General features: G+C 46.3%; 14 protein-coding genes and 1 CRISPR repeat array. All 14 genes read right to left on the bottom strand.

Translation table 11 applies throughout. The features are described from left to right. Positions 1 to 24: 24 nt before the first annotated feature. Positions 25 to 1,230: direct repeats of the CRISPR family, unit length 30 nt; unit sequence CTATTAATCGTACCTTGAAGGAATTAAAAC. Between the two features lie 344 nt (positions 1,231 to 1,574). The 14 genes from Q4A14_RS07060 to Q4A14_RS06995 all read right to left on the bottom strand — a co-directional run bounded on the left by Q4A14_RS07060 (position 1,575) and on the right by Q4A14_RS06995 (position 16,767). Next, the gene (locus Q4A14_RS07060) at positions 1,575 to 2,462 is read right to left on the bottom strand and encodes a hypothetical protein (RefSeq protein ID WP_303171002.1); all 888 of its coding nucleotides are present in this window, start codon (positions 2,460 to 2,462) and stop codon (positions 1,575 to 1,577) included. A 2-nt stretch (positions 2,463 to 2,464) separates the two neighbouring features. Next, positions 2,465 to 3,358, bottom strand: coding sequence for a hypothetical protein (locus tag Q4A14_RS07055; RefSeq protein ID WP_303171000.1), 894 nt, complete (start codon positions 3,356 to 3,358; stop codon positions 2,465 to 2,467). A 31-nt stretch (positions 3,359 to 3,389) separates the two neighbouring features. Continuing rightward, a complete protein-coding gene (locus Q4A14_RS07050) occupies positions 3,390 to 4,445 on the bottom strand; it encodes a hypothetical protein (RefSeq protein ID WP_303170999.1) in 1,056 nt (351 codons plus the stop codon). 21 nt (positions 4,446 to 4,466) lie between these two features. Next, positions 4,467 to 5,069: a LemA family protein gene (locus Q4A14_RS07045; RefSeq protein ID WP_303170998.1), complete on the bottom strand. Its 603-nt coding sequence runs from the start codon at positions 5,067 to 5,069 to the stop codon at positions 4,467 to 4,469. A gap of 26 nt (positions 5,070 to 5,095) precedes the next feature. Further along, entirely contained in the window at positions 5,096 to 6,295 is a 1,200-nt protein-coding gene (locus Q4A14_RS07040; RefSeq protein WP_303170997.1) for a YgcG family protein, read from the bottom strand. Between the two features lie 482 nt (positions 6,296 to 6,777). Next, the gene (locus Q4A14_RS07035) at positions 6,778 to 7,227 is read right to left on the bottom strand and encodes an META domain-containing protein (RefSeq protein WP_303170996.1); all 450 of its coding nucleotides are present in this window, start codon (positions 7,225 to 7,227) and stop codon (positions 6,778 to 6,780) included. A 22-nt stretch (positions 7,228 to 7,249) separates the two neighbouring features. Continuing rightward, positions 7,250 to 7,792 carry a hypothetical protein gene (locus Q4A14_RS07030; protein WP_303170995.1) on the bottom strand — a complete coding sequence of 181 codons (543 nt, stop codon included), beginning with the start codon at positions 7,790 to 7,792 and terminating at the stop codon, positions 7,250 to 7,252. Between the two features lie 89 nt (positions 7,793 to 7,881). Next, on the bottom strand, positions 7,882 to 8,892 hold the full coding sequence (locus Q4A14_RS07025; RefSeq protein WP_303170994.1) for an aspartate-semialdehyde dehydrogenase: 1,011 nt from the start codon (positions 8,890 to 8,892) through the stop codon (positions 7,882 to 7,884). Between the two features lie 29 nt (positions 8,893 to 8,921). After that, on the bottom strand, positions 8,922 to 9,593 hold the full coding sequence (locus tag Q4A14_RS07020) for a uracil-DNA glycosylase (RefSeq protein WP_303170992.1): 672 nt from the start codon (positions 9,591 to 9,593) through the stop codon (positions 8,922 to 8,924). A 193-nt stretch (positions 9,594 to 9,786) separates the two neighbouring features. Next, entirely contained in the window at positions 9,787 to 10,275 is a 489-nt protein-coding gene (locus tag Q4A14_RS07015; protein WP_303170990.1) for a ferritin, read from the bottom strand. Positions 10,276 to 10,354: 79 nt separating this feature from the next. Further along, positions 10,355 to 11,434 carry a uroporphyrinogen decarboxylase gene (gene hemE / locus Q4A14_RS07010; RefSeq protein ID WP_303170988.1) on the bottom strand — a complete coding sequence of 360 codons (1,080 nt, stop codon included), beginning with the start codon at positions 11,432 to 11,434 and terminating at the stop codon, positions 10,355 to 10,357. A 336-nt stretch (positions 11,435 to 11,770) separates the two neighbouring features. Then, complete coding sequence (locus tag Q4A14_RS07005) at positions 11,771 to 12,799, bottom strand: patatin-like phospholipase family protein (RefSeq protein ID WP_303170987.1); 1,029 nt, start codon at positions 12,797 to 12,799, stop codon at positions 11,771 to 11,773. Between the two features lie 202 nt (positions 12,800 to 13,001). Continuing rightward, positions 13,002 to 13,949 carry a PorV/PorQ family protein gene (locus tag Q4A14_RS07000; RefSeq protein ID WP_303170986.1) on the bottom strand — a complete coding sequence of 316 codons (948 nt, stop codon included), beginning with the start codon at positions 13,947 to 13,949 and terminating at the stop codon, positions 13,002 to 13,004. A gap of 16 nt (positions 13,950 to 13,965) precedes the next feature. Beyond that, positions 13,966 to 16,767 (bottom strand): S8 family serine peptidase, encoded by a 2,802-nt coding sequence (locus Q4A14_RS06995; RefSeq protein ID WP_303170984.1) that lies wholly within the window; start codon positions 16,765 to 16,767, stop codon positions 13,966 to 13,968. Positions 16,768 to 18,279: the final 1,512 nt, after the last annotated feature.

Below are 18,279 nucleotides of genomic sequence, written 5' to 3'. Positions count from 1 at the left end.
GGTAAATTTGCACTGCCCCAACGGCTATTAATCGTACCTTGAAGGAATTAAAACAAGCTGGATTACCTCTTGCATCATGGTATATATACTATTAATCGTACCTTGAAGGAATTAAAACCTAGAAATTTGATTGAATATGAATACTCTAAATCGCTATTAATCGTACCTTGAAGGAATTAAAACTATTCATGACAAAGAAAATATCTAAGATGCACAGCTATTAATCGTACCTTGAAGGAATTAAAACCAGAAGTAACCAACAGGCAAAATACTATTAGTCAAACTATTAATCGTACCTTGAAGGAATTAAAACTTTTTTTATGCAGTCGTAACACTGTCCGCAGGGGCTATTAATCGTACCTTGAAGGAATTAAAACTGTATATACAATTCACCATCTAATATTATATTAGGACTATTAATCGTACCTTGAAGGAATTAAAACTTGTATTCTCTAAAGTGTTTAGCATAAAATGTACACTATTAATCGTACCTTGAAGGAATTAAAACTATCCATACCTCTAAGAACATACATAGTTTCTTTTCTATTAATCGTACCTTGAAGGAATTAAAACCCATCTGTGCAGGACAGTTGATATTATTGCGTTCCAACTATTAATCGTACCTTGAAGGAATTAAAACCTTTTGGATGAATCTTATGATGATGATTTTACCGTAGCTATTAATCGTACCTTGAAGGAATTAAAACACACATTATATATATAGCTGTAATCACAGCTATACTCTATTAATCGTACCTTGAAGGAATTAAAACTGGGCTGGAGCTGTGGGGGGACAGCAGGGGAGGCTCTATTAATCGTACCTTGAAGGAATTAAAACTTGGGCGCAGATGTATCTCATTGACCAAGGGGAGAGACTATTAATCGTACCTTGAAGGAATTAAAACTTCCCCTTTGTCAAGTATTGCCTTACAATGTCGTACTATTAATCGTACCTTGAAGGAATTAAAACTCTGATGCTCCTTTTGCTGTTCGCCGTCCGGATGTTCTATTAATCGTACCTTGAAGGAATTAAAACCTATTGCCTTTTTGCGTATGTCGTAACTTCCCGCAGCTATTAATCGTACCTTGAAGGAATTAAAACTTATTTTTAGCAGGTATTTCTACTCTCGCAGGTTCTATTAATCGTACCTTGAAGGAATTAAAACGACAATAAAAGGATTGGCGACAGCTTAGGCTGTTCTGTTAATCGTACATATAAAAAATGAATAATCAAAGAAAAAACATTCGTCAAAAGAGCAATACTGCCTCAAGGCATCAAATTCTCTCCAAATGAGAGTAAAAGGATTTAGCCACGATATAACAAAAAGACCGTTACTCCGCTCATACGAGTGTGTCCGGTTCTTGAAAAGGATTTAGCCACGATATAACAAAAAGCCGTCAAAAATCAACAACAGAAAAAGTCACCTGCTTTTTAGTAAAGCCAATGGGGATAGGCAGGAAAAAGAAAGAGGGTGTGCCGGAAAGGCACACCCTCATCACAGATTTTATGTCACATAAAAGCTTTTTCTTTCATGTATAACAATATAGTGTTAAAATTGTTCAGGTCGGATGGTTTATGCTTTCCAAGGCTTCTCAGAAAGGGGGATAAATGCGTCATCCCTGATCTTTAAGATGTGGTATTTCCCTGTACCTTGCTGCATATCGGTGAGGATGAGCAGGCGCGAACCGTCTTTGCCCTTGAGATAGGTGAGGATGGAGGGATAAGGAAAACAAGTGTTGCTGAGATCCTCTTCGGACATCCTTTGGTCACGATCATGGGCTATATCATCGGTGGAGACGGAGATAGAGTCTCCTTCTTTCATGACAAGATAGCTCTTGATCCGATCCTCTCCCACGGGCGACACGACTTGAAAAAAGGACGTGCGCCCATCGTTACTTGTAGTACAGCAGAAGACATCTTCGATCGCCAGCTTATACTTGGACTCAAAGACAGAGCGGATCATGACACAGTCGGCTTCAAAGTCTTTGTCCGTATGATTCCAGTCCCTGCTCTCGGGGGTCTTTAGGGAGATAATAGAATAATTTTGGGTAAATAAGCCGTCGGTCAAGAGACAGTAAGATTGGCCAAAGCGTTCGTTGATCTTTTGTTCGGTCTGAAACTTATAAGAGTCCCCGATCATATTGTCGGAGGGATCTGCACCGACAGAAGTCACTAACCTGAACTCGAAAGACACCGGAAAGACTTCGGTGCCATCGGTGTAGAAGACATAGGCGTTTTTGAGGCTTTCACCAAAGAGGGCACCCTTCGTGACAACTTGACGCCCCTCGGATATTATTTCACCAAAAGCCATATCATAGGGTAAGTCGCCGAAGGCCCCGGCACCGTCCATACTCAAACTATCCTGAGTACTTGTGTTTTGATCTGTGGACTTTTTGCCTGCACCACAAGAGAGCAAAAGGGAGATCAACAGCACCCCGATGAGTGTCGAAAGGGGTCTCATGATCATCCCATCATTTGAGGATAAGCAACCCAAGATTCGCCTCTAAGAGGCACAAGTTTTCCATCTGCCGCACGGTAAAGATTGAAGTGGGCAGACTCCATACCGAAGTGGCATAGCACGAATAAAGGAGTGCCATCCGCTGCTGTCAAGAACCCGTAGAAGCGAGGAGCAGGATACCGGTCATCATCTATACGCCATGTGCCTTCGGGTCTGATCTCAGCCTCGACTTCGTAGATGAAGAGTTCGTCGTTGTACCTTATCACAGTAAAGCCAAGGGCTTTGTTGCCTTCGGGCACGAGTGAACCATAAAAGCCCATCATCTCGCCTTGGTCTGAGAAGGCGAATAGATCAAGCCTCTCTACATCTCTACCATAATGCTCTCTGAGAGTAGCAGTCATCTTGTCCAACTCTGTTGCGAAAGCAGGGCTGTACTCTTCGTCCGGATTGATCTCTATCCTATTGAAGGGATGCGTCGTAAACTGAGCAGCGAAAGCACTATCAGTGACAAAGAAATAGGGCTCGAAGTCTCCCGCTTCGAAGTTCTCTTCCTCCGGTTCCTCATCGAGAGCGAGATCATACACTGTACCTTCAAACATCGGCCATCGGTCGTCGGTCTGCGTACCGTCTGTATCGTATCGCTTGAAGAGAGGCAACCAGTTCTGCCCCATGAGAGCAAAGTGCATGAGAGAAGGCTTGCTGTTTTCGCTACTGACAAATATCTGTCCGATCTGGCTGGTCGATGCCACCGCAGCACCGATGGTATAAGCCTCGACATCGAAGGATGACAAAGCGTTGGTCTCTTGTGTGTTGTTGTCGTTTTTCTTAGTCCCTCCACAAGCTGTGAAAAGGCTTAGGGTAAATGCAGCAAAAGCTGCGATCTTAATCATGTTATTCATAATTCATCAGTGTTTTTTCGTGTTATTACAGTCAGTTATGTAAAGGTTGTCTATCCTGTGTAAATACTCGAGAGACTGTCGTCTCCCTCTTTCCCGTCGTCTTTCTCCTTACACTCTCCATGAAGTATGCCCCACAGCTCTTACACTTGAACTGATAACGGTCTATCTTGTACTTGAATCGTGCATCATTGCCAAGGTCTTCGATCTCCACACCATTCTTGAGTTCGTCTACGAAACTGTACTTATCCGGAGTAAAACAGTTTTCACAAGGAATCCGGAAACGGTTTCGGGAGCGAATGATGAACCTGATGATAAAGTAGAAAGGAAGGATGATGATGCTCGGGAAACAGAGGATACTGCAGACGATGAGCACAGTGATATTTGCAATATTGGCTGATCGGAGTCGACCTTTGCTCCGGAGTTTGAGTGCTCGGTACTCATCAAAGAGCAACATGCCATAAACGAACAATGAAAAGGCAAATATGACTGCCAGCACAATCCACAAGGTGAACTCTTCCTCGCGCATTTTCTCTGCCGTCAGTTGCTTTATATCTCCCAATCCGATGCTCTTGGCACTCATCTCGATGGCATTGCTCACAGCCACATAGTACTGTCTGTCATCCATGTCCTTTGCGATGACCGTAGCGATGCTGTCCTTGACTTCGGGCGTGAGGGTCTTCTTGAACTTCCGATGAACCCCTATGTCGAGACTCCACTCTCCACTATCCTTGACCCTGAAGAGCAGGACAAGATTGCGGTAAGGTCCTTCTTCGTCAGCCCGAAGCCTGTTGACAAGCACTCCGGTGTACTCTTCGATCGAAGTGTACCTCCCCAGCTCTACCTCAGGCACAATGATGACACTGAGATTGACACTCCCTACGGACATCATCGTCCGACCGATACCCTGTATACTATCCCTTTGAACCAACGAAAGTCTCTCTGCGGGATCAAAGAGATAGGGCTTTTGGAAGTTGCTCGGTTTGAACTCTTCGAGCACAGTCTGAACGGAGTAAGCCTGCTGTGCAGGAGCCACCACACCCCACAGCAACCCCACAAGAGAGAGAAAGTATAGACAGAAGTACCTCATCTGAGAGCCCTATCGGAGATTTCAAAATTGGACATCGACAGCCTTTTCAGCCCCCGTATCGGCCTCAAAGTAGTCCTTCTTGGCAAAGCCGAAGACACCTACAATCACGTTATTGGGGAATGTCCTCACATACCTGTTGTAGTCGTTGGTGCTTTTGTTGAAAGCCCTGCGTGCGACAGATATACGATTTTCCGTACCCTCAAGCTGAGACTGGAGGATGAGGAAGTTTTCACTCGCCTTGAGCTCGGGATAAGCCTCAGAGACGGCAAGGAGTCGGGCAATCGCGCCTGAGAGTTGCTCTTGCACCTGCTCAAACTGCCTGACATTTTCAGCGTTGAGTTGAGAAGGATCTATAGTCACCTGAGTAGCTTTCGCCCTCGCCTCTACGACCATATCAAAGGTCTCACGCTCATGATCGGCATAAGCCTTGACGGTAGACACGAGGTTGGGGACGAGATCGAGACGACGCTGATACTGAGTTTCGACATTACCCCATGAGTTCATCACCGCCTCATCATGCTGTATCACACCGTTGTACACACTCACGACATATAGCACGAGTGCCACAACAACCACGATCAGACCTATTCCCCGGAACTTTACATTTGACTTTTTCTTTTCCATTTCTAATCTTTGTTATGTAGTATTTATCAATAGTCTGACGAAGCACCGCCACCACTGCTCGATCCACCGGAGTCTGATCCGCCGGAGCTTCCCGAACTGCTATCGACACTCCAGCTCGAGCGGATGTATTTGGTCAACTTCCAATCCTCTCCGTCAGCAAAAGCTGTAAGTTCGTCCTCAGTCTCAAATTTCGGAATCGTCCCACTGTCATTGACCCTTGCAGTGATCGTCCATATTGCACCACAACTCCTGCAACTCACATCGGCAGAGTGGATTGTGGTTGCGGTATAAGTGCCGTCAGAAAACAGATGTCTCTTCGTGATCTCGGAGCAACGACCACCCCCGACAGAGCATGGGTTGCCCTCCACACCACAGTGGGGACAGACCTCTTTGCGCAGCAGTTTACGCTTGAACACAAGGAAACGTACCACAAAAAACACCACGGCAAAGATCACTGTGGGAAAACAAAAGAGACTCATCAGCAATACCCTCCTCACATAGTAAGATTTGTTGCCGTAGAGTTCATATATCCAACCCTTATCCTTGAGGTTCTTGCGCTCCGCCTTCAATGGCAGGATGGCATAGTACAATCCTACCAATACCGCTATCCCCATGAAGAAGAGGTACATCAACCACTCATCCGCCGGATCTTGGTCGGCGGGAGCCTCATTTGCCTCTTGGGTCTCCTGAGCTTTCTGAGATGGGACGAGATCCTCGTCCTCCAACTCCAAAACACCATCTATACCTGCCATGATGGCCTCATAGTACTTATCCGACTTCAAGAGGGGGAGCATCCGTTTCGTCTGTATGCGCTTAGATGCCGCATCTGTGAGGATGCCGGAAAACCCGTCTCCTGTCTCAAACGAGACCTTTCGGACATTATCTGCCGTAAGAAAGAGTATCAACAAGCCCAGATTGCTCCGAGAGTGGCCGAGGCGCCAATGATTGAAGAGTTCGTTGCCAAAGTGTCTGTTATCCTCATACTTATCATGATCATAGTCGCGTATGAGTACGACAGCTATCTCTATCTCAGTCTCTTCACGGATATTGAGGATACGCTTCGTGAGTTCGGTTTGCTCAGATTCGGACAGTATGCCGTCAGGATCTATGACAAATCGTCCTTTATCCTTATCTATACGAGGGACAGACATCACATCGTAACCCCGTTGTGCCGAAGCGGAGATGCATACCAAGGCCAAAAGGCCAAAGACAAAAAATATCCTCATCGACAAATGATTACACACAGATACAGTGTGATGAATAAGTCGATAAAACGAATCTTTGGTCTGAAATAGTGATACGTGAGCCCTCCCCATATTTTTCGGCATCAAATTATTTTCTTGTGTCTTGCTTCTTTCATAGTCGTATAGCAGCCTCCGGAAAAAGGCTGTATACGGTGCAAAGTTAAAAACTCTTCTCATAAACACAACACACTATCCCCCACACTTTACAATCTCGAGAACAAGGGTAGCTCACACCTCCTGCCTAAGCCTCCGAAAAAGGTTGTCTAACTTGTTGCATCAAGTTAGACAACTTCATTCGTCAAGTTAGACACATTGATTGCGAAGGATGTACACCTTTCGTAGGACGCTGTTGGAAAAGGACTTATCAGACAGTCGTATCGAGATGCCGCAACACCAAAAACAAAAGGCAGAGATAATACGGGATTATCTCTGCCTTTTGCCTCTATCAAGAGGGGTGATGGGGATTACTCCTTGGTCTCAGAAGTATTCATCGTCGTCAACTCCAAGCGTGTACTGCCGCTCTCATCAAGAAGCAGGAGGACACCATCCTCGCCACGAGCGACCTTGACACAGGCATTGAGAGCAGATAGCACTTTTTGTTCGAACTCAAGGTGAGGACAAGACATCATGGTAGTCGCAATCTCAGTAAGGGTGAACTTATCGTTGGCGCTGTCGTCTTTTGTCATCGTTGTGTTGAAGAGGTTGCAACTTGAACGCCCGCTCACGTCCGCCAGATTGGCATCGACATTGAGATAAGTATCCTGCTTGAGAGAGTCCGGTGTATCTATGCCATCGACCTTGACGATAAACCATGCGCCCTGAAGATCTGAGATAGAAACTTTCTTCTGTTGTGTCTGACAAGCTGTCAAGACAAAGGCTGCCGCCATCAAAACAAAACCTAAAATCTTTTTCATAACAAACTATTTTTTTAAGTAATTAAAAACGAAATCCGACAGAAGTATTGAACATGGACAGCGTCCCGGTCATTATGGAGAAGTCGGAGAAGTCAAGGTCATCCATATCATCGCTGGTACCATAGAAATAGCCGACATTGATGACCGGACGGAAGAAAAACTTTTTGTACGTCACCTCTATTCCCACTCCTCCATAAGCAAATGCACCGTAGTCCGGACCGTGCAGAATGATATAAGTCCCTCCTACTCCAAGATTGAAAATCGGATAGACCTTCCACTTTTCGAGATGCATAGAGGTGCGACCCTTGGGATAATACCTATAATCTACCGAGGCACCCACAAAAACGGGAAAAACCAAGGGTGTAAAGGCTCTGTACCCAAAAACATGGTGGTTATCCCTCGTCCAATACTGTCCGAAGCCTGAAGAATAGGGATTGAGAGAGATCTCAAAGCTCGTCTTGAAAGGCCTCGCAGATAAGTCGGAGACTTTCGGAGAGGACTTTTGAGCCATCACCGAAGTACTCAGAAAGGCAAGCATCAACGTAATAAGTAGTAGGTGTCTCATAGGTTTAGTATTTTTCGGTGGTGGATGTCTTCTGTCCGAGGTCTAAGAATCAGAGGGGGGATAGGAATGATTGTCACCCCCTCCCATCATCAGCCAAGGGCATTCTCTGCGATCAGGTACTCGGCAATCTGTACAGCATTAAGAGCCGCTCCCTTGCGTATCTGGTCGCTCACGCACCAAAATGTCAATCCGTTGGGGTTAGTGATATCTTGGCGCACACGTCCGACATACACGGGATCTTTCCCGGACAAGAAACGAGGCATAGGATACTCCTTTTCAGTAGGGTTATCGATGAGTACGACTCCGGGGGCTGCAGCAAAGGCCTTGCGGGCTTCGTCTGTGGACATCGGGCGAGAAAGCTCTACCCAAACGGCTTCGGAGTGTGCTCGGAGTACAGGCACACGCACACATGTAGCACTTACGGCAATGTCTTTGTCAAGGATCTTACGAGTCTCGTGGTACATCTTCATCTCCTCTTTGGTATAGTCATTGTCCAGGAAGACATCTACCTGAGGAATGAGATTGTGGATGAGCGGATAAGCAAACTTCTCAACGGTCAATTCTTCTCCTCGAGCTGTCTGTCCGACCTGTTGCTCAAGCTCGGCAATACCCATTGCACCTGCACCACTGGCAGACTGATAGGTAGCCACATGTACACGACGTACCGGATTGATGCTGTGGAGTGCATTGAGAGCAACAACCATCTGGATAGTCGTACAGTTGGGGTTGGCTATGATACCTTTGGGATGCACCTTGGCAGCTTCGGCATTGACCTCAGGCACCACAAGAGGCACATCTGCATCCATCCTGAAGGAACTTGAGTTGTCGATCATCACCGCTCCGTGCTTGGTGATAGTCTCGGCAAACTCTATCGACGTGCCACCTCCGGCAGAGACAAAGGCGATATCTATTCCCTTGAAGTCGTCACCATGACGGAGGAGTTCGACCTCTATCTCCTCTCCTCGTACGGTATACTTACTCCCGGCACTGCGAGCCGAACCAAATAGTCTGAGAGAAGTATAGGGAAACTTGCGCTCCTCCACGAGACGCATCAACTCTTGTCCCACTGCGCCACCGGCGCCTACGATTGCTATGTTCATATCCTTGTATCTTATTGTTTCGGTAAATATTATCCTTTGATCCACTGTATGGGAGTTATCCCATTGGCAAAGAGGAAGTAGTTGGCTTTGCTGAAAGGTTTGCTGCCGAAAAATCCTCTGTGCACCGACATCGGGGAAGGGTGAGCGGAAGAGATCACCAAATGTTTGGTCTCATCGATAAGTCCACGCTTGCTCCCTGCAAAAGCACCCCAGAGAATAAACACCACATGCTCCTTTTCCTTGCTTATGGCACGTATGACGTTGTCTGTAAATATGTGCCAACCTATGGTACTATGAGACATCGGCCGGTGCTCCTCTACCGTCAGAGAGGCATTGAGGAGGAGGACTCCCTGTCGTGCCCAATGGCTGAGATTGCCCGACTGAGGGACAAAGTCCGTGCTCATATCATCGGCAAGTTCCTTATAGATATTTCGGAGCGAAGGGGGTAAAGGCACACCATCCTGCACCGAAAAACTCAGCCCATGAGCCTGCCCATATCCATGATAGGGGTCCTGCCCGAGGATCACGACCTTGACTTGATCGAAGGGACACAAGTCAAAGGCCGCAAAGATGTTGCGTCCCTCGGGGTACACCCTCGTCGTAGCATACGCATGGCGTACTCTCTCTGTCAGGATACCAAAGTATTCCTTCTCAAACTCCGGGGCAAGTATCCGTTGCCATGACTCTTCTATCCTCACCATTGGTGTGCTCGATTGGATTGTGTAAGTATTCTATATAGAGGGACCCTCTTCCTCACAAAGATAACTTTTTTTGAAATATGAGAGTCCTCTGCCCCGTATATATGACAAGGGCTGTAAGTCGAAGTCGGTAGACTCCTAACTACAGCCCTTGAAATTTATGTATATGTACTACTAAGTGAGTGCAGGCAAGAGATTATCTGCCACGCTCACCAAGTCTTGCGTCCATGATGAGGAATGAAGCCTCGCTCGATGCAAGCTTGAGCTTGTCTACGATGCCTGCTACGGTAGCTTCTTCTTCTACCTGTTCGTTCACGAATGTACGGAAGAAGTTTTCAGTAGCAAAGTCCTTCTTTTCGATAGCAAGACCGACGATCTCATTGATAGACTTTGACACCTTGCACTCGTGTTCGTAAGCCATTTCAAAGACAGGGATAACGCCATCGAGCTTTACCTTGGGATCAGCTACAGCACCGATCTCAGGCTTTTCGCCACGAGTGATGACGTAGTCGATGAGTTGCTTTGCGTGTGCGCGCTCTTCTTCGCACTGTACGTACATCCAACGCGCGAAGCCTGCCCAGCCCGCTGCATCGAAGTGAATAGACATTGCAAGATATATGTGTGCCGAATCAAGCTCGAGCTTTATCTGTTCGTTGATCCTTTTTAGTAGATTCTTTTCAATCATAATCCTAATTGTTTGTTTGGTTAGTGTTTTATTTCACTCTTGTATTCAGTATCAAAGATAGTCATTTTTTATAAAACCGTCAAATAACAAGATTACTCTTGCGCTCTGCCGAATACTCATGTACGGTGTCCACGAGGAGCTTCACCTTATCGGGGTCGATATCCTTGTGCATACCATGTCCGAGGTTGAAAATGTGAGGGGTACGGAGACCTGCCATGTCGATGGTCTGCTTGACACGCTGGACGATATAATCATCCGAACCTGTGAGCACCATGGGATCAAGATTGCCTTGGAGAGCGATATTGCGCACGACTGCAGCCACGCCATCCATGTCATGCCTCCAGTCGATACCGACACAGTCCGCGCCGATGTTTTCGTAAGCCTTGTACCACGCCAGAGGAGCATCCTTGGTGAAGCAGATGACAGGGATATGAGAGCCGTCCTCACGACCGCGATTGAGTCCCTCGATGAGACGCTCGGTATAGGTAAGACTGAACTCACTGAATGCCCCTGTGGAAAGGATCCCGCCCCAAGTATCAAATACCTGAATGATATCCACTCCTGCCTCGATCTGTCCATTGAGATAGTCGATGAGGGCATCGGTGATCTTCTCGAGGAGGATGTGCATGAGTTCGGGACGAGAGTAGAGTAGCTGCTTGACCCTGGGGAAGCCCTTGCTGCCACGACCTTCGATCATATAGCACGCCAAAGTGAATGCACTGCCACAAAAGCCTATAAGGGGGACAGCACCATCAAGTTCTTTCTTCGTGAGAGTGATAGCATCGAAGACATACTTCAGACTCTTGGCTACATCCGGCTTTTGGAGATTGCGTATATCCTCTTCAGAGGTGATGGGTCTCTCAAAAAACGGACCTTCATTTTCACTGAAGCCAAGTCCCAAGCCCATGGCATCGGGAACGGTAAGGATGTCCGAAAATATGATGGCTGCGTCAAGGGCATAACGTCTCAATGGCTGCAAAGTGACCTCACAAGCAAGCTCCGGAGTGCGACAAAGATCCATAAAGCTACCGGCCTGAGCTCTTGTTTTGCGATACTCGGGGAGGTAACGCCCTGCCTGACGCATCAGCCAAACAGGGGTGCTCGAAGTGCTCTCGCCACGGAGGACACGGAGCATGAGGTCATTTTTTATCTCATTCATAAGGTCTAAGTCTTCTTTATCAGTACTATTGTCAGGCCTGTGCCTGCACACCCTTAAAACTAATGACAAAGCCCTATTGTTTAATCTTTTCTTGATTAAGATTCCATCTCTCCCCAAAAAAGATGTACATCTCCCCAATTCAACGTGCCTACCTTGACGCATCAAGGTAGGCACGTTGAATTATCAAGGTAGGCACCTTGTCCGAACACCTCCGGATCTCAAGTCACAAGAGAGGGAAAACAATGTCTGTATAAAAAAGGCGGGCACATGCGCCTTAGCACACGTACCCGCCTGATCATCAGCAACAAAATAGCGATATGGAAAATCGAAGGGTGTTTATTTATTGGCCTTCGGGTCGGAGTTGTTGTACCAGTCAAGATAGGACTTGGCATAGTCGCGACCGGAAGAGAGTAGCGCTTCTTTCATGTCATCTTTGATATGAAAGTCTGTGGCCTTGACACCAAGGGTATCGATGTAGATGGTACGCTGCCAGTCATCGCAGTGGAGATGAGCATTGTCTTGAGCATCAATGAGGGTGTTGAGCAATGCACAAGTGTACTCCCAGAAGTTGTCGATCTCCCTCTTTGGAGGCTCCGCCTGATCTCTGAACATGGAGATCTTCTCCTTGCTGTCGAGCTTGAATCCGAGACTCTGCTTGTTGTAGACATAGTCCGAGATCTTACGGGGTTTGTCCTTCAGCGTCTCATTGATCTTTTGGTAATACTCTGTGCGTGCCCAATTGGTCTTCACGTACTTGCGACGGTCAAATATCTTGACGGGATAATTGTCCAAAACTCCGCCATCGACATACAAGTCTCCTCGGAAGTTACGCTTGGCAGCAAAAAACAGAGGAATGGACATCGAAATACGTGCGGCATCGGCGATACAGAAGCGTGGAGTGTGTTCGTGAGAAAAAATCTCCGAAAATCCGGTGGAAAGATTTGTCCCAATGAGGTAAATCTCTTTGGTATCAAGGCCATCGGAGGACTGTCTGAGGTCATCAAATGTGGCTTCGGTATTGCCGAGCTTTTGCTCTATCAGCTCTGCAATCCAAGAGCGGAAAAAATCCCCTTTGTACCACCCGAACTCATTAATCAGGCGGCAACTGTCCTTGACGAGCCCCCACGAGTCATCCATAAAGTTCTTGAAGTCAAGCTCCCACATGATCTTCTTGATCTCTTCGGGCGTGTACCCGATACCGAGCAAAACGGCAACGATGGCTCCGGCAGATGTGCCGGCAACGCGTTTGATAGCATCGAGAATCCCCTCTTCGCGGAGTACTTCCAAAGCTCCTACATAAGCAATCCCCTTGACTCCGCCCCCTTCAAATATGAGGTTCTGAAAAAAGTAATCTTTCTTATTCATGGCTATATGATGTGTTTATACCCCACATATCGCCCCTCGGGAACGGCATTGGGGATTAGAAAAAAGTTTAAGGCATAACACCTCCCACTCCTAAAGTTAGTCAAAAAAAGGAAATTACCCGAAGAGGATACAAAAAAGACGTCGCAGCACGGATCTTTGCGACCCATACCACGACGTCCTGAAAGTTTATCTGTCGTAAGCCTTAGAATGTAAATCCGATGGTACACATCATGGTGTTCTCTCCTTGTTCTGAAGAGGCACCTCTATATGCAAAGTCTGCTTGGAAGCCTGCGAGACGGACACCGACACCTGCAGTGAAGTGGCTGGCACCCTTCTGTGCATACTCATAGCCTCCTCTGAGGGCTATCATGTCTGCCCATGTGTACTCAAGCCCTGTACCAACTCTCAAAAGAGAAGCATCGGATGGGAGGAAGAAATAACGTCCTCCGAGAGCGTAAGTAAACTTGTGCTCCTCACCAAGACGGCGGCTGACATCTCCACCGAAAGTGACAGAGGCAGGAGTCTGATAAGTCTTCGACTTTGAGTAAGCAAGAGCGGGGCCAAAGTCAGAGACCCTAAGCCCGAGATTGAGCTTGTATGGATTGGAAGGAGTACCTCCAAAGTCTCTCCTATAGTTAGCTCCAAGATCGAAAGTCATCGTATAAGCAGCCTTGGTCACGTAGTCCTGTACAAATGAACCCATACCGTAAAAGGCAAAGTGATCACTCAAACGGAATGCGTATCCGAGATCAGCAGTGTAAGAAAAAGGCTTGATGGTCTTGGGGCGTTCGCCATCTTCCTCCTGGAACTTGATACTCAGCCCACCGAGATATCTGAATCCGGCAAAGACACCGTGACGTTCACCGATCTTGAGCCCGACGTTGGCATTGCCATACATACGTCGTCCGGCGTCCTCATACTTGGGGTAGAGTTCTCCATTTGCATTCACAGCCATGCGCTGAGAACCGTAAAGGAGTGATGCCGGATTGACATAGAGGTGATTGGCATCGGTATGTCCGAGGGTGACGTTACCCATAGCAGCAGTACGAGCATCGGGATTGGCTTCGAGTATAGGGAGAGCACGACCTTGAGCGTAGGCAGAGCTTCCGGCGATGAGGATTGCTCCGAGGAGCGTATATAATAGTCTCATAAGCGGTTAGTAGAGATTAGTTTTTGACAATGGTTCTTGTGATGTCTCCCTTAGAAGTCTTGACTGTGAGTTTGTATGCTCCCGGTACAAACTTGGAGATATTGACGGTACCGATATTCTGTTTGTCAGCAGTAACCGCCTTATTGAAGACCTCTTCTCCGGCCATAGTTGTGATCACCAAGGTCGCAGTCTTGACCTCAGGATTGAGCCAGACATTGAGGTTGTCTCTTGTAGGGATAGGATAGACAGAGTACATAGGGATGCTCTTGTCTTTGATGACTCTCACTTCAAATGACAACATTGTGGGGTCTGTAAACTCATTATCTGCGACAACTTTGACATTTGCGAGACCATTCTTGTGAGCAGAGAGAATAAGCTTTCCGTCCTTGACAGAAGTCGACACTACGGCATCATCCGATGAGGATGCGGTAAATTTCACAGGGACTTCATTTGAGTAAGAGAATACCTTGGTAAGATCGTATTCTGCCTTTGGCTGATCAAGACCCATAAGCTGGTTGGTGATTGGGAGGGCAATCTTAGGCGAAACAATCTCGTAAACTTCAAACGGAATAGTGACAGTAGTCTTTCCTTGCAACTCATCCACAAATACGAGAGAGAAGTCATACTTGCCAGGCTCAAGCGTAGCCCTTACAGTGACATGGATCTTGTCGCGTTCCTTTTTCACTCTCACGCCCTTAGGAAGATCGACCGGAGGCATCTTCCATGAGTGTCCGTCAGGGTCACTGACGGTAAGAGTAAATGTATATTTGTCTGATATATTGCTGACCCTGATAGGCTCAGTAGGTACTCCGGTGACAACAGGAGTAAGGTTTGGACGTGTCTTAAGAGTAACGATAGCAGGCTCAGAAGCCAAGCCCCAACGGTCCACAGCCACAAGAGCAAAGTAGTAAGTCTTGTCGTCCTTCAGATTGTCGATATTGACAGACATCTCTTCTCCAACCTTACGACCGACAGCGCTGATATATTCAGCAGAGTTCACACGGACAGTGGCACCCTTGTACTTATAGTTACCGGCATTGAGTTCTTTGGGTGAATAGTACAACAAGAAGCGAGAAGGTTTACCGTCATCTTCATCAGTAGGAATACTCCAGTAGAAAGATAAACGAGTGATACCGGCCTCACTTTGAGACTTTTCTATATCTACCTTTGGAGTCTCGGGACTTTTGTTTCTATTGACACTGTTGAGAGCACTATTTGCATCGATATACCCATGACCGAGAGTACCTTCTATACCCGGATTTTTTCTATCGATATCGACATCAAGGACCGAACTTTTGATCAACCCCTCAAGATTCTTATTGGTGAAGCCTTGTTTTCCATACTTAGAGACAACAAGAGCAGCGACTCCGGAGACGTGAGGACACGCCATTGATGTACCTTGATAGTAGCCATACTTCTTTCCCTGAGTCATTGAGATTTTTGGAGAAAGAGTACTGAGAACTCCGGCCAAGTTTCCGTAACGAGATTGATCTCCACCCGGAGCCATGATAGTAACCCAAATACCCATATTGGAGTAGCTGGCCTTAGTAAAGTTTGTAGACATCGCAGCAACCGAAATGATCCTTTCGTAAGCCGCAGGGTATGCCTTGTAGTTTGCGCCATCATTTCCGGCAGCAAAGATGACGACTCCACCTTTCATAGGCGAGTCAGGCAACTGATTACCATTCTCATCACAACCCGCAAAGTCGATAAAATAGTCTATTGCATCCTGAAGTGCGCGTGGAAGGCTACCGGGACCTGGATAATTGTATCCCCAAGAGTTTTGAGAGATCACAGCGCCATTGTCAGCACCATATTTGAGCGCAGCAGGAGTATCTGCAGACTCTCTCTCTTTTCTGAATATCTGACAGCTAAGGAGTCTGACTCCGGAGTCTTCAGAACCATCTCCACCGGCAACACCACAGACACCTATACCGTTGTTGTTGCGAGCAGCAACGGTACCTGCGACATGCGTACCGTGGCTCGCATAGTCAGGCTCTATGAGTCCTTTGTTTGTTACAAAGTTGAAGCCGTAAATATCATCGACGTAACCATTCTTATCGTCATCGACATCAGGTTTACCGTTTTTCTCCACCTCATTGACATAAAGGTTATCCACGAGGTCTTCATGCTCTGTATCAATCCCTCCGTCGACAATAGCAACGATGACATTGCGCTTTCCTGTCTGCCCTTTCCATGCAGGGAAAAGATTTATATCTGCTCCGACTTCTGCTTTAGGTGCAGTTCCGACGTTGTGGTAATGCCACTGTTCACGCAAAAGAGGATCATTAAAAGGCATATCATATTCAGCCCTGAGAGATCGAAGCTCTTGTTCAGATATGGGAACAACCGTTCCTGTGGGCATCTGCAAAGTAGGGATCGGCTCTGCATATTCCACCTCAGGAAGGGCAACCATCATTGAGCAGACTTCCCCCGCCGGGATAGACTCATCAAAAATAACCTTGAACCAACGATGCAACCCTCTCTGGCGAGAACGCGCTTCGTACTTTCCGGCATCGGGGAATAACCTCTCGACGCGAGAAGCCCTGATGTTGGTCAATGTCTTTGACATCTGTGAGGGCACACTGTTCATTGCCACTTCACCGGCACCACTTATGCTGAATCTCTCAAACGAAGACTCGGTGACATGCAAGTACACCGCGCCTCTCACATAAGATCCGTGCAGGCTCTCGGTATCAAACATACTTCGCTCCTCTGCCTGCTGATTAGATCGTTCTTCAGCAATGTTGATTCTATCCTCCTTACAGGAGTAGAATAGGGCGCTAATAGCAAGCCCGTAGGTAAGAAATTTTTTCATACTTTTTCTCACGGCTTTGATGAAAAGAGGATACTGCCCACAGCAAACCACACATCGGAGTTTCCGGTGGGTAATAACTCCACTTAACTGTAATTCATACTCGATATTATTTACTTATCATTTAAGATACTTGAAAAATATAACCTCAAGAGCATCCTTACCTTGATTAGGTTTGACGATGAAGTTGATGAACTTAGCAGACAAGTTAAATCCAACCTCGATCCAATCCCTCTTAGGGTTTAGTTCAATAGCCCAATTTGTATTATGACTACACACATCAATAGGAAAAGTCTCCTCTCTGTGTGAGATATGAACCGATTAAAGCGAGAGTTTCAAGTTGATATCAGCAACACCCGGAGTCCCAAGATCACCTGAGACCCCGCTCCCACGTCGATCAGGATATAAGATCTACGGACCTCTGCAAGGTCATTTACTTTTGCCTTTACTGTAAGTACATTCCCTGACTTGCCAAGTCCAACCATTTGTCATCATCAGAACCCATTGCCACCCAAGATGATTGATTGATTGATCTCGATGGTAACAGACATCTCCTCCCCCCTTAGCGAACTGCAGTTCTTTTTTGTTCAAGGTCAGGACTGGTGTGTTCGACCTCATCCTTAGATTGACAGGAAGCAAAGCCCAATAAAAAGACCACTAGCAACCGTAAGCTGTAAACAATGCGTTTTTTCTCATAAGAATTATATTTTAAGTTAATAAAATGGTGGTACGGTTATCTTCACAATGCAGAATGTTCACAGAAACAACACCTTTTACTTTCGATATCAAACAAACTAAGGTGCTTTCAAAGATAATTGTCATCACCCATTGTCAAATATAAATAATAATGATTAAAACACAAGCAATAGCTGTTCAGAAATAACAAAAACAATAAAGAAAAACACAAAAAATAGTCCTTATAACACAACAAAAGCAAAATAAATAGATATTTAACGCACTATAAAAAAGATAGAGCAGCTAAAGGTAAATAAGGTCTATCTCCACCCAAACCTACCTCTAAATTTTCATCTCGCCCTGGAAGGGTATATGCTACGCTTTTGGAGATATTTTGTTGATCCGCTTTCTACCCGCAAAGACAATACACAGCCACACCTCACTCATCAATTGAAGTCGAATAGCATCTCTGCCCCCTTCCCCCAAAAGAGTAATAAGCATCAGTAATAGAATTAAGCCCATAAAAACATAGAAAAAGAATAGAATGGGAGTGGGAAGTACGGAGATAGGAGCAAAAGTCGCAAGACTGAAAAAAGTTGAGACAAATATAGAGTCTCCAAAACTAAGTGAGAAGGACAGACAGAAACCCTAAACAGAAACCGTGCAGAGAGCCCTAGAGGTCCCGGAGAGGAGGCCCTAGACGGGAACCAGAGAGAGTACAGAGAGATACAAAAGACTAAGAGAGCAAGGCGAGTAAACCAAATGTGGGTAAATCAAGGAGACACGAACCAATACAGACACAGAAAGGCACATACAGAAAAGCATACAAAAAAGAGAGTC

The sequence above is a fragment of the Porphyromonas sp. genome, assembly GCF_030529325.1.
In the GTDB taxonomy this organism is placed as follows: Bacteria; Bacteroidota; Bacteroidia; order Bacteroidales; family Porphyromonadaceae; genus Porphyromonas_A.
The sequence above is the reverse complement of the archived record's forward strand: the minus strand, read 5'-3'. Positions and strand labels throughout refer to the sequence as shown.

What these genes read in the sequence shown, in the direction of transcription:
- Q4A14_RS07060 (WP_303171002.1), bottom strand. Translation starts at nt 2,462, where the DNA reads ATGAGACCCCTTTCGACACTCATCGGGGTGCTGTTGATCTCCCTTTTG.
- Q4A14_RS07055 (WP_303171000.1), bottom strand. Translation starts at nt 3,358, where the DNA reads ATGAATAACATGATTAAGATCGCAGCTTTTGCTGCATTTACCCTAAGC.
- Q4A14_RS07050 (WP_303170999.1), bottom strand. Translation starts at nt 4,445, where the DNA reads ATGAGGTACTTCTGTCTATACTTTCTCTCTCTTGTGGGGTTGCTGTGG.
- Q4A14_RS07045 (WP_303170998.1), bottom strand. Translation starts at nt 5,069, where the DNA reads ATGGAAAAGAAAAAGTCAAATGTAAAGTTCCGGGGAATAGGTCTGATC.
- Q4A14_RS07040 (WP_303170997.1), bottom strand. Translation starts at nt 6,295, where the DNA reads ATGAGGATATTTTTTGTCTTTGGCCTTTTGGCCTTGGTATGCATCTCC.
- Q4A14_RS07035 (WP_303170996.1), bottom strand. Translation starts at nt 7,227, where the DNA reads ATGAAAAAGATTTTAGGTTTTGTTTTGATGGCGGCAGCCTTTGTCTTG.
- Q4A14_RS07030 (WP_303170995.1), bottom strand. Translation starts at nt 7,792, where the DNA reads ATGAGACACCTACTACTTATTACGTTGATGCTTGCCTTTCTGAGTACT.
- Q4A14_RS07025 (WP_303170994.1), bottom strand. Translation starts at nt 8,892, where the DNA reads ATGAACATAGCAATCGTAGGCGCCGGTGGCGCAGTGGGACAAGAGTTG.
- Q4A14_RS07020 (WP_303170992.1), bottom strand. Translation starts at nt 9,593, where the DNA reads ATGGTGAGGATAGAAGAGTCATGGCAACGGATACTTGCCCCGGAGTTT.
- Q4A14_RS07015 (WP_303170990.1), bottom strand. Translation starts at nt 10,275, where the DNA reads ATGATTGAAAAGAATCTACTAAAAAGGATCAACGAACAGATAAAGCTC.
- hemE (WP_303170988.1), bottom strand. Translation starts at nt 11,434, where the DNA reads ATGAATGAGATAAAAAATGACCTCATGCTCCGTGTCCTCCGTGGCGAG.
- Q4A14_RS07005 (WP_303170987.1), bottom strand. Translation starts at nt 12,799, where the DNA reads ATGAATAAGAAAGATTACTTTTTTCAGAACCTCATATTTGAAGGGGGC.
- Q4A14_RS07000 (WP_303170986.1), bottom strand. Translation starts at nt 13,949, where the DNA reads ATGAGACTATTATATACGCTCCTCGGAGCAATCCTCATCGCCGGAAGC.
- Q4A14_RS06995 (WP_303170984.1), bottom strand. Translation starts at nt 16,767, where the DNA reads ATGAAAAAATTTCTTACCTACGGGCTTGCTATTAGCGCCCTATTCTAC.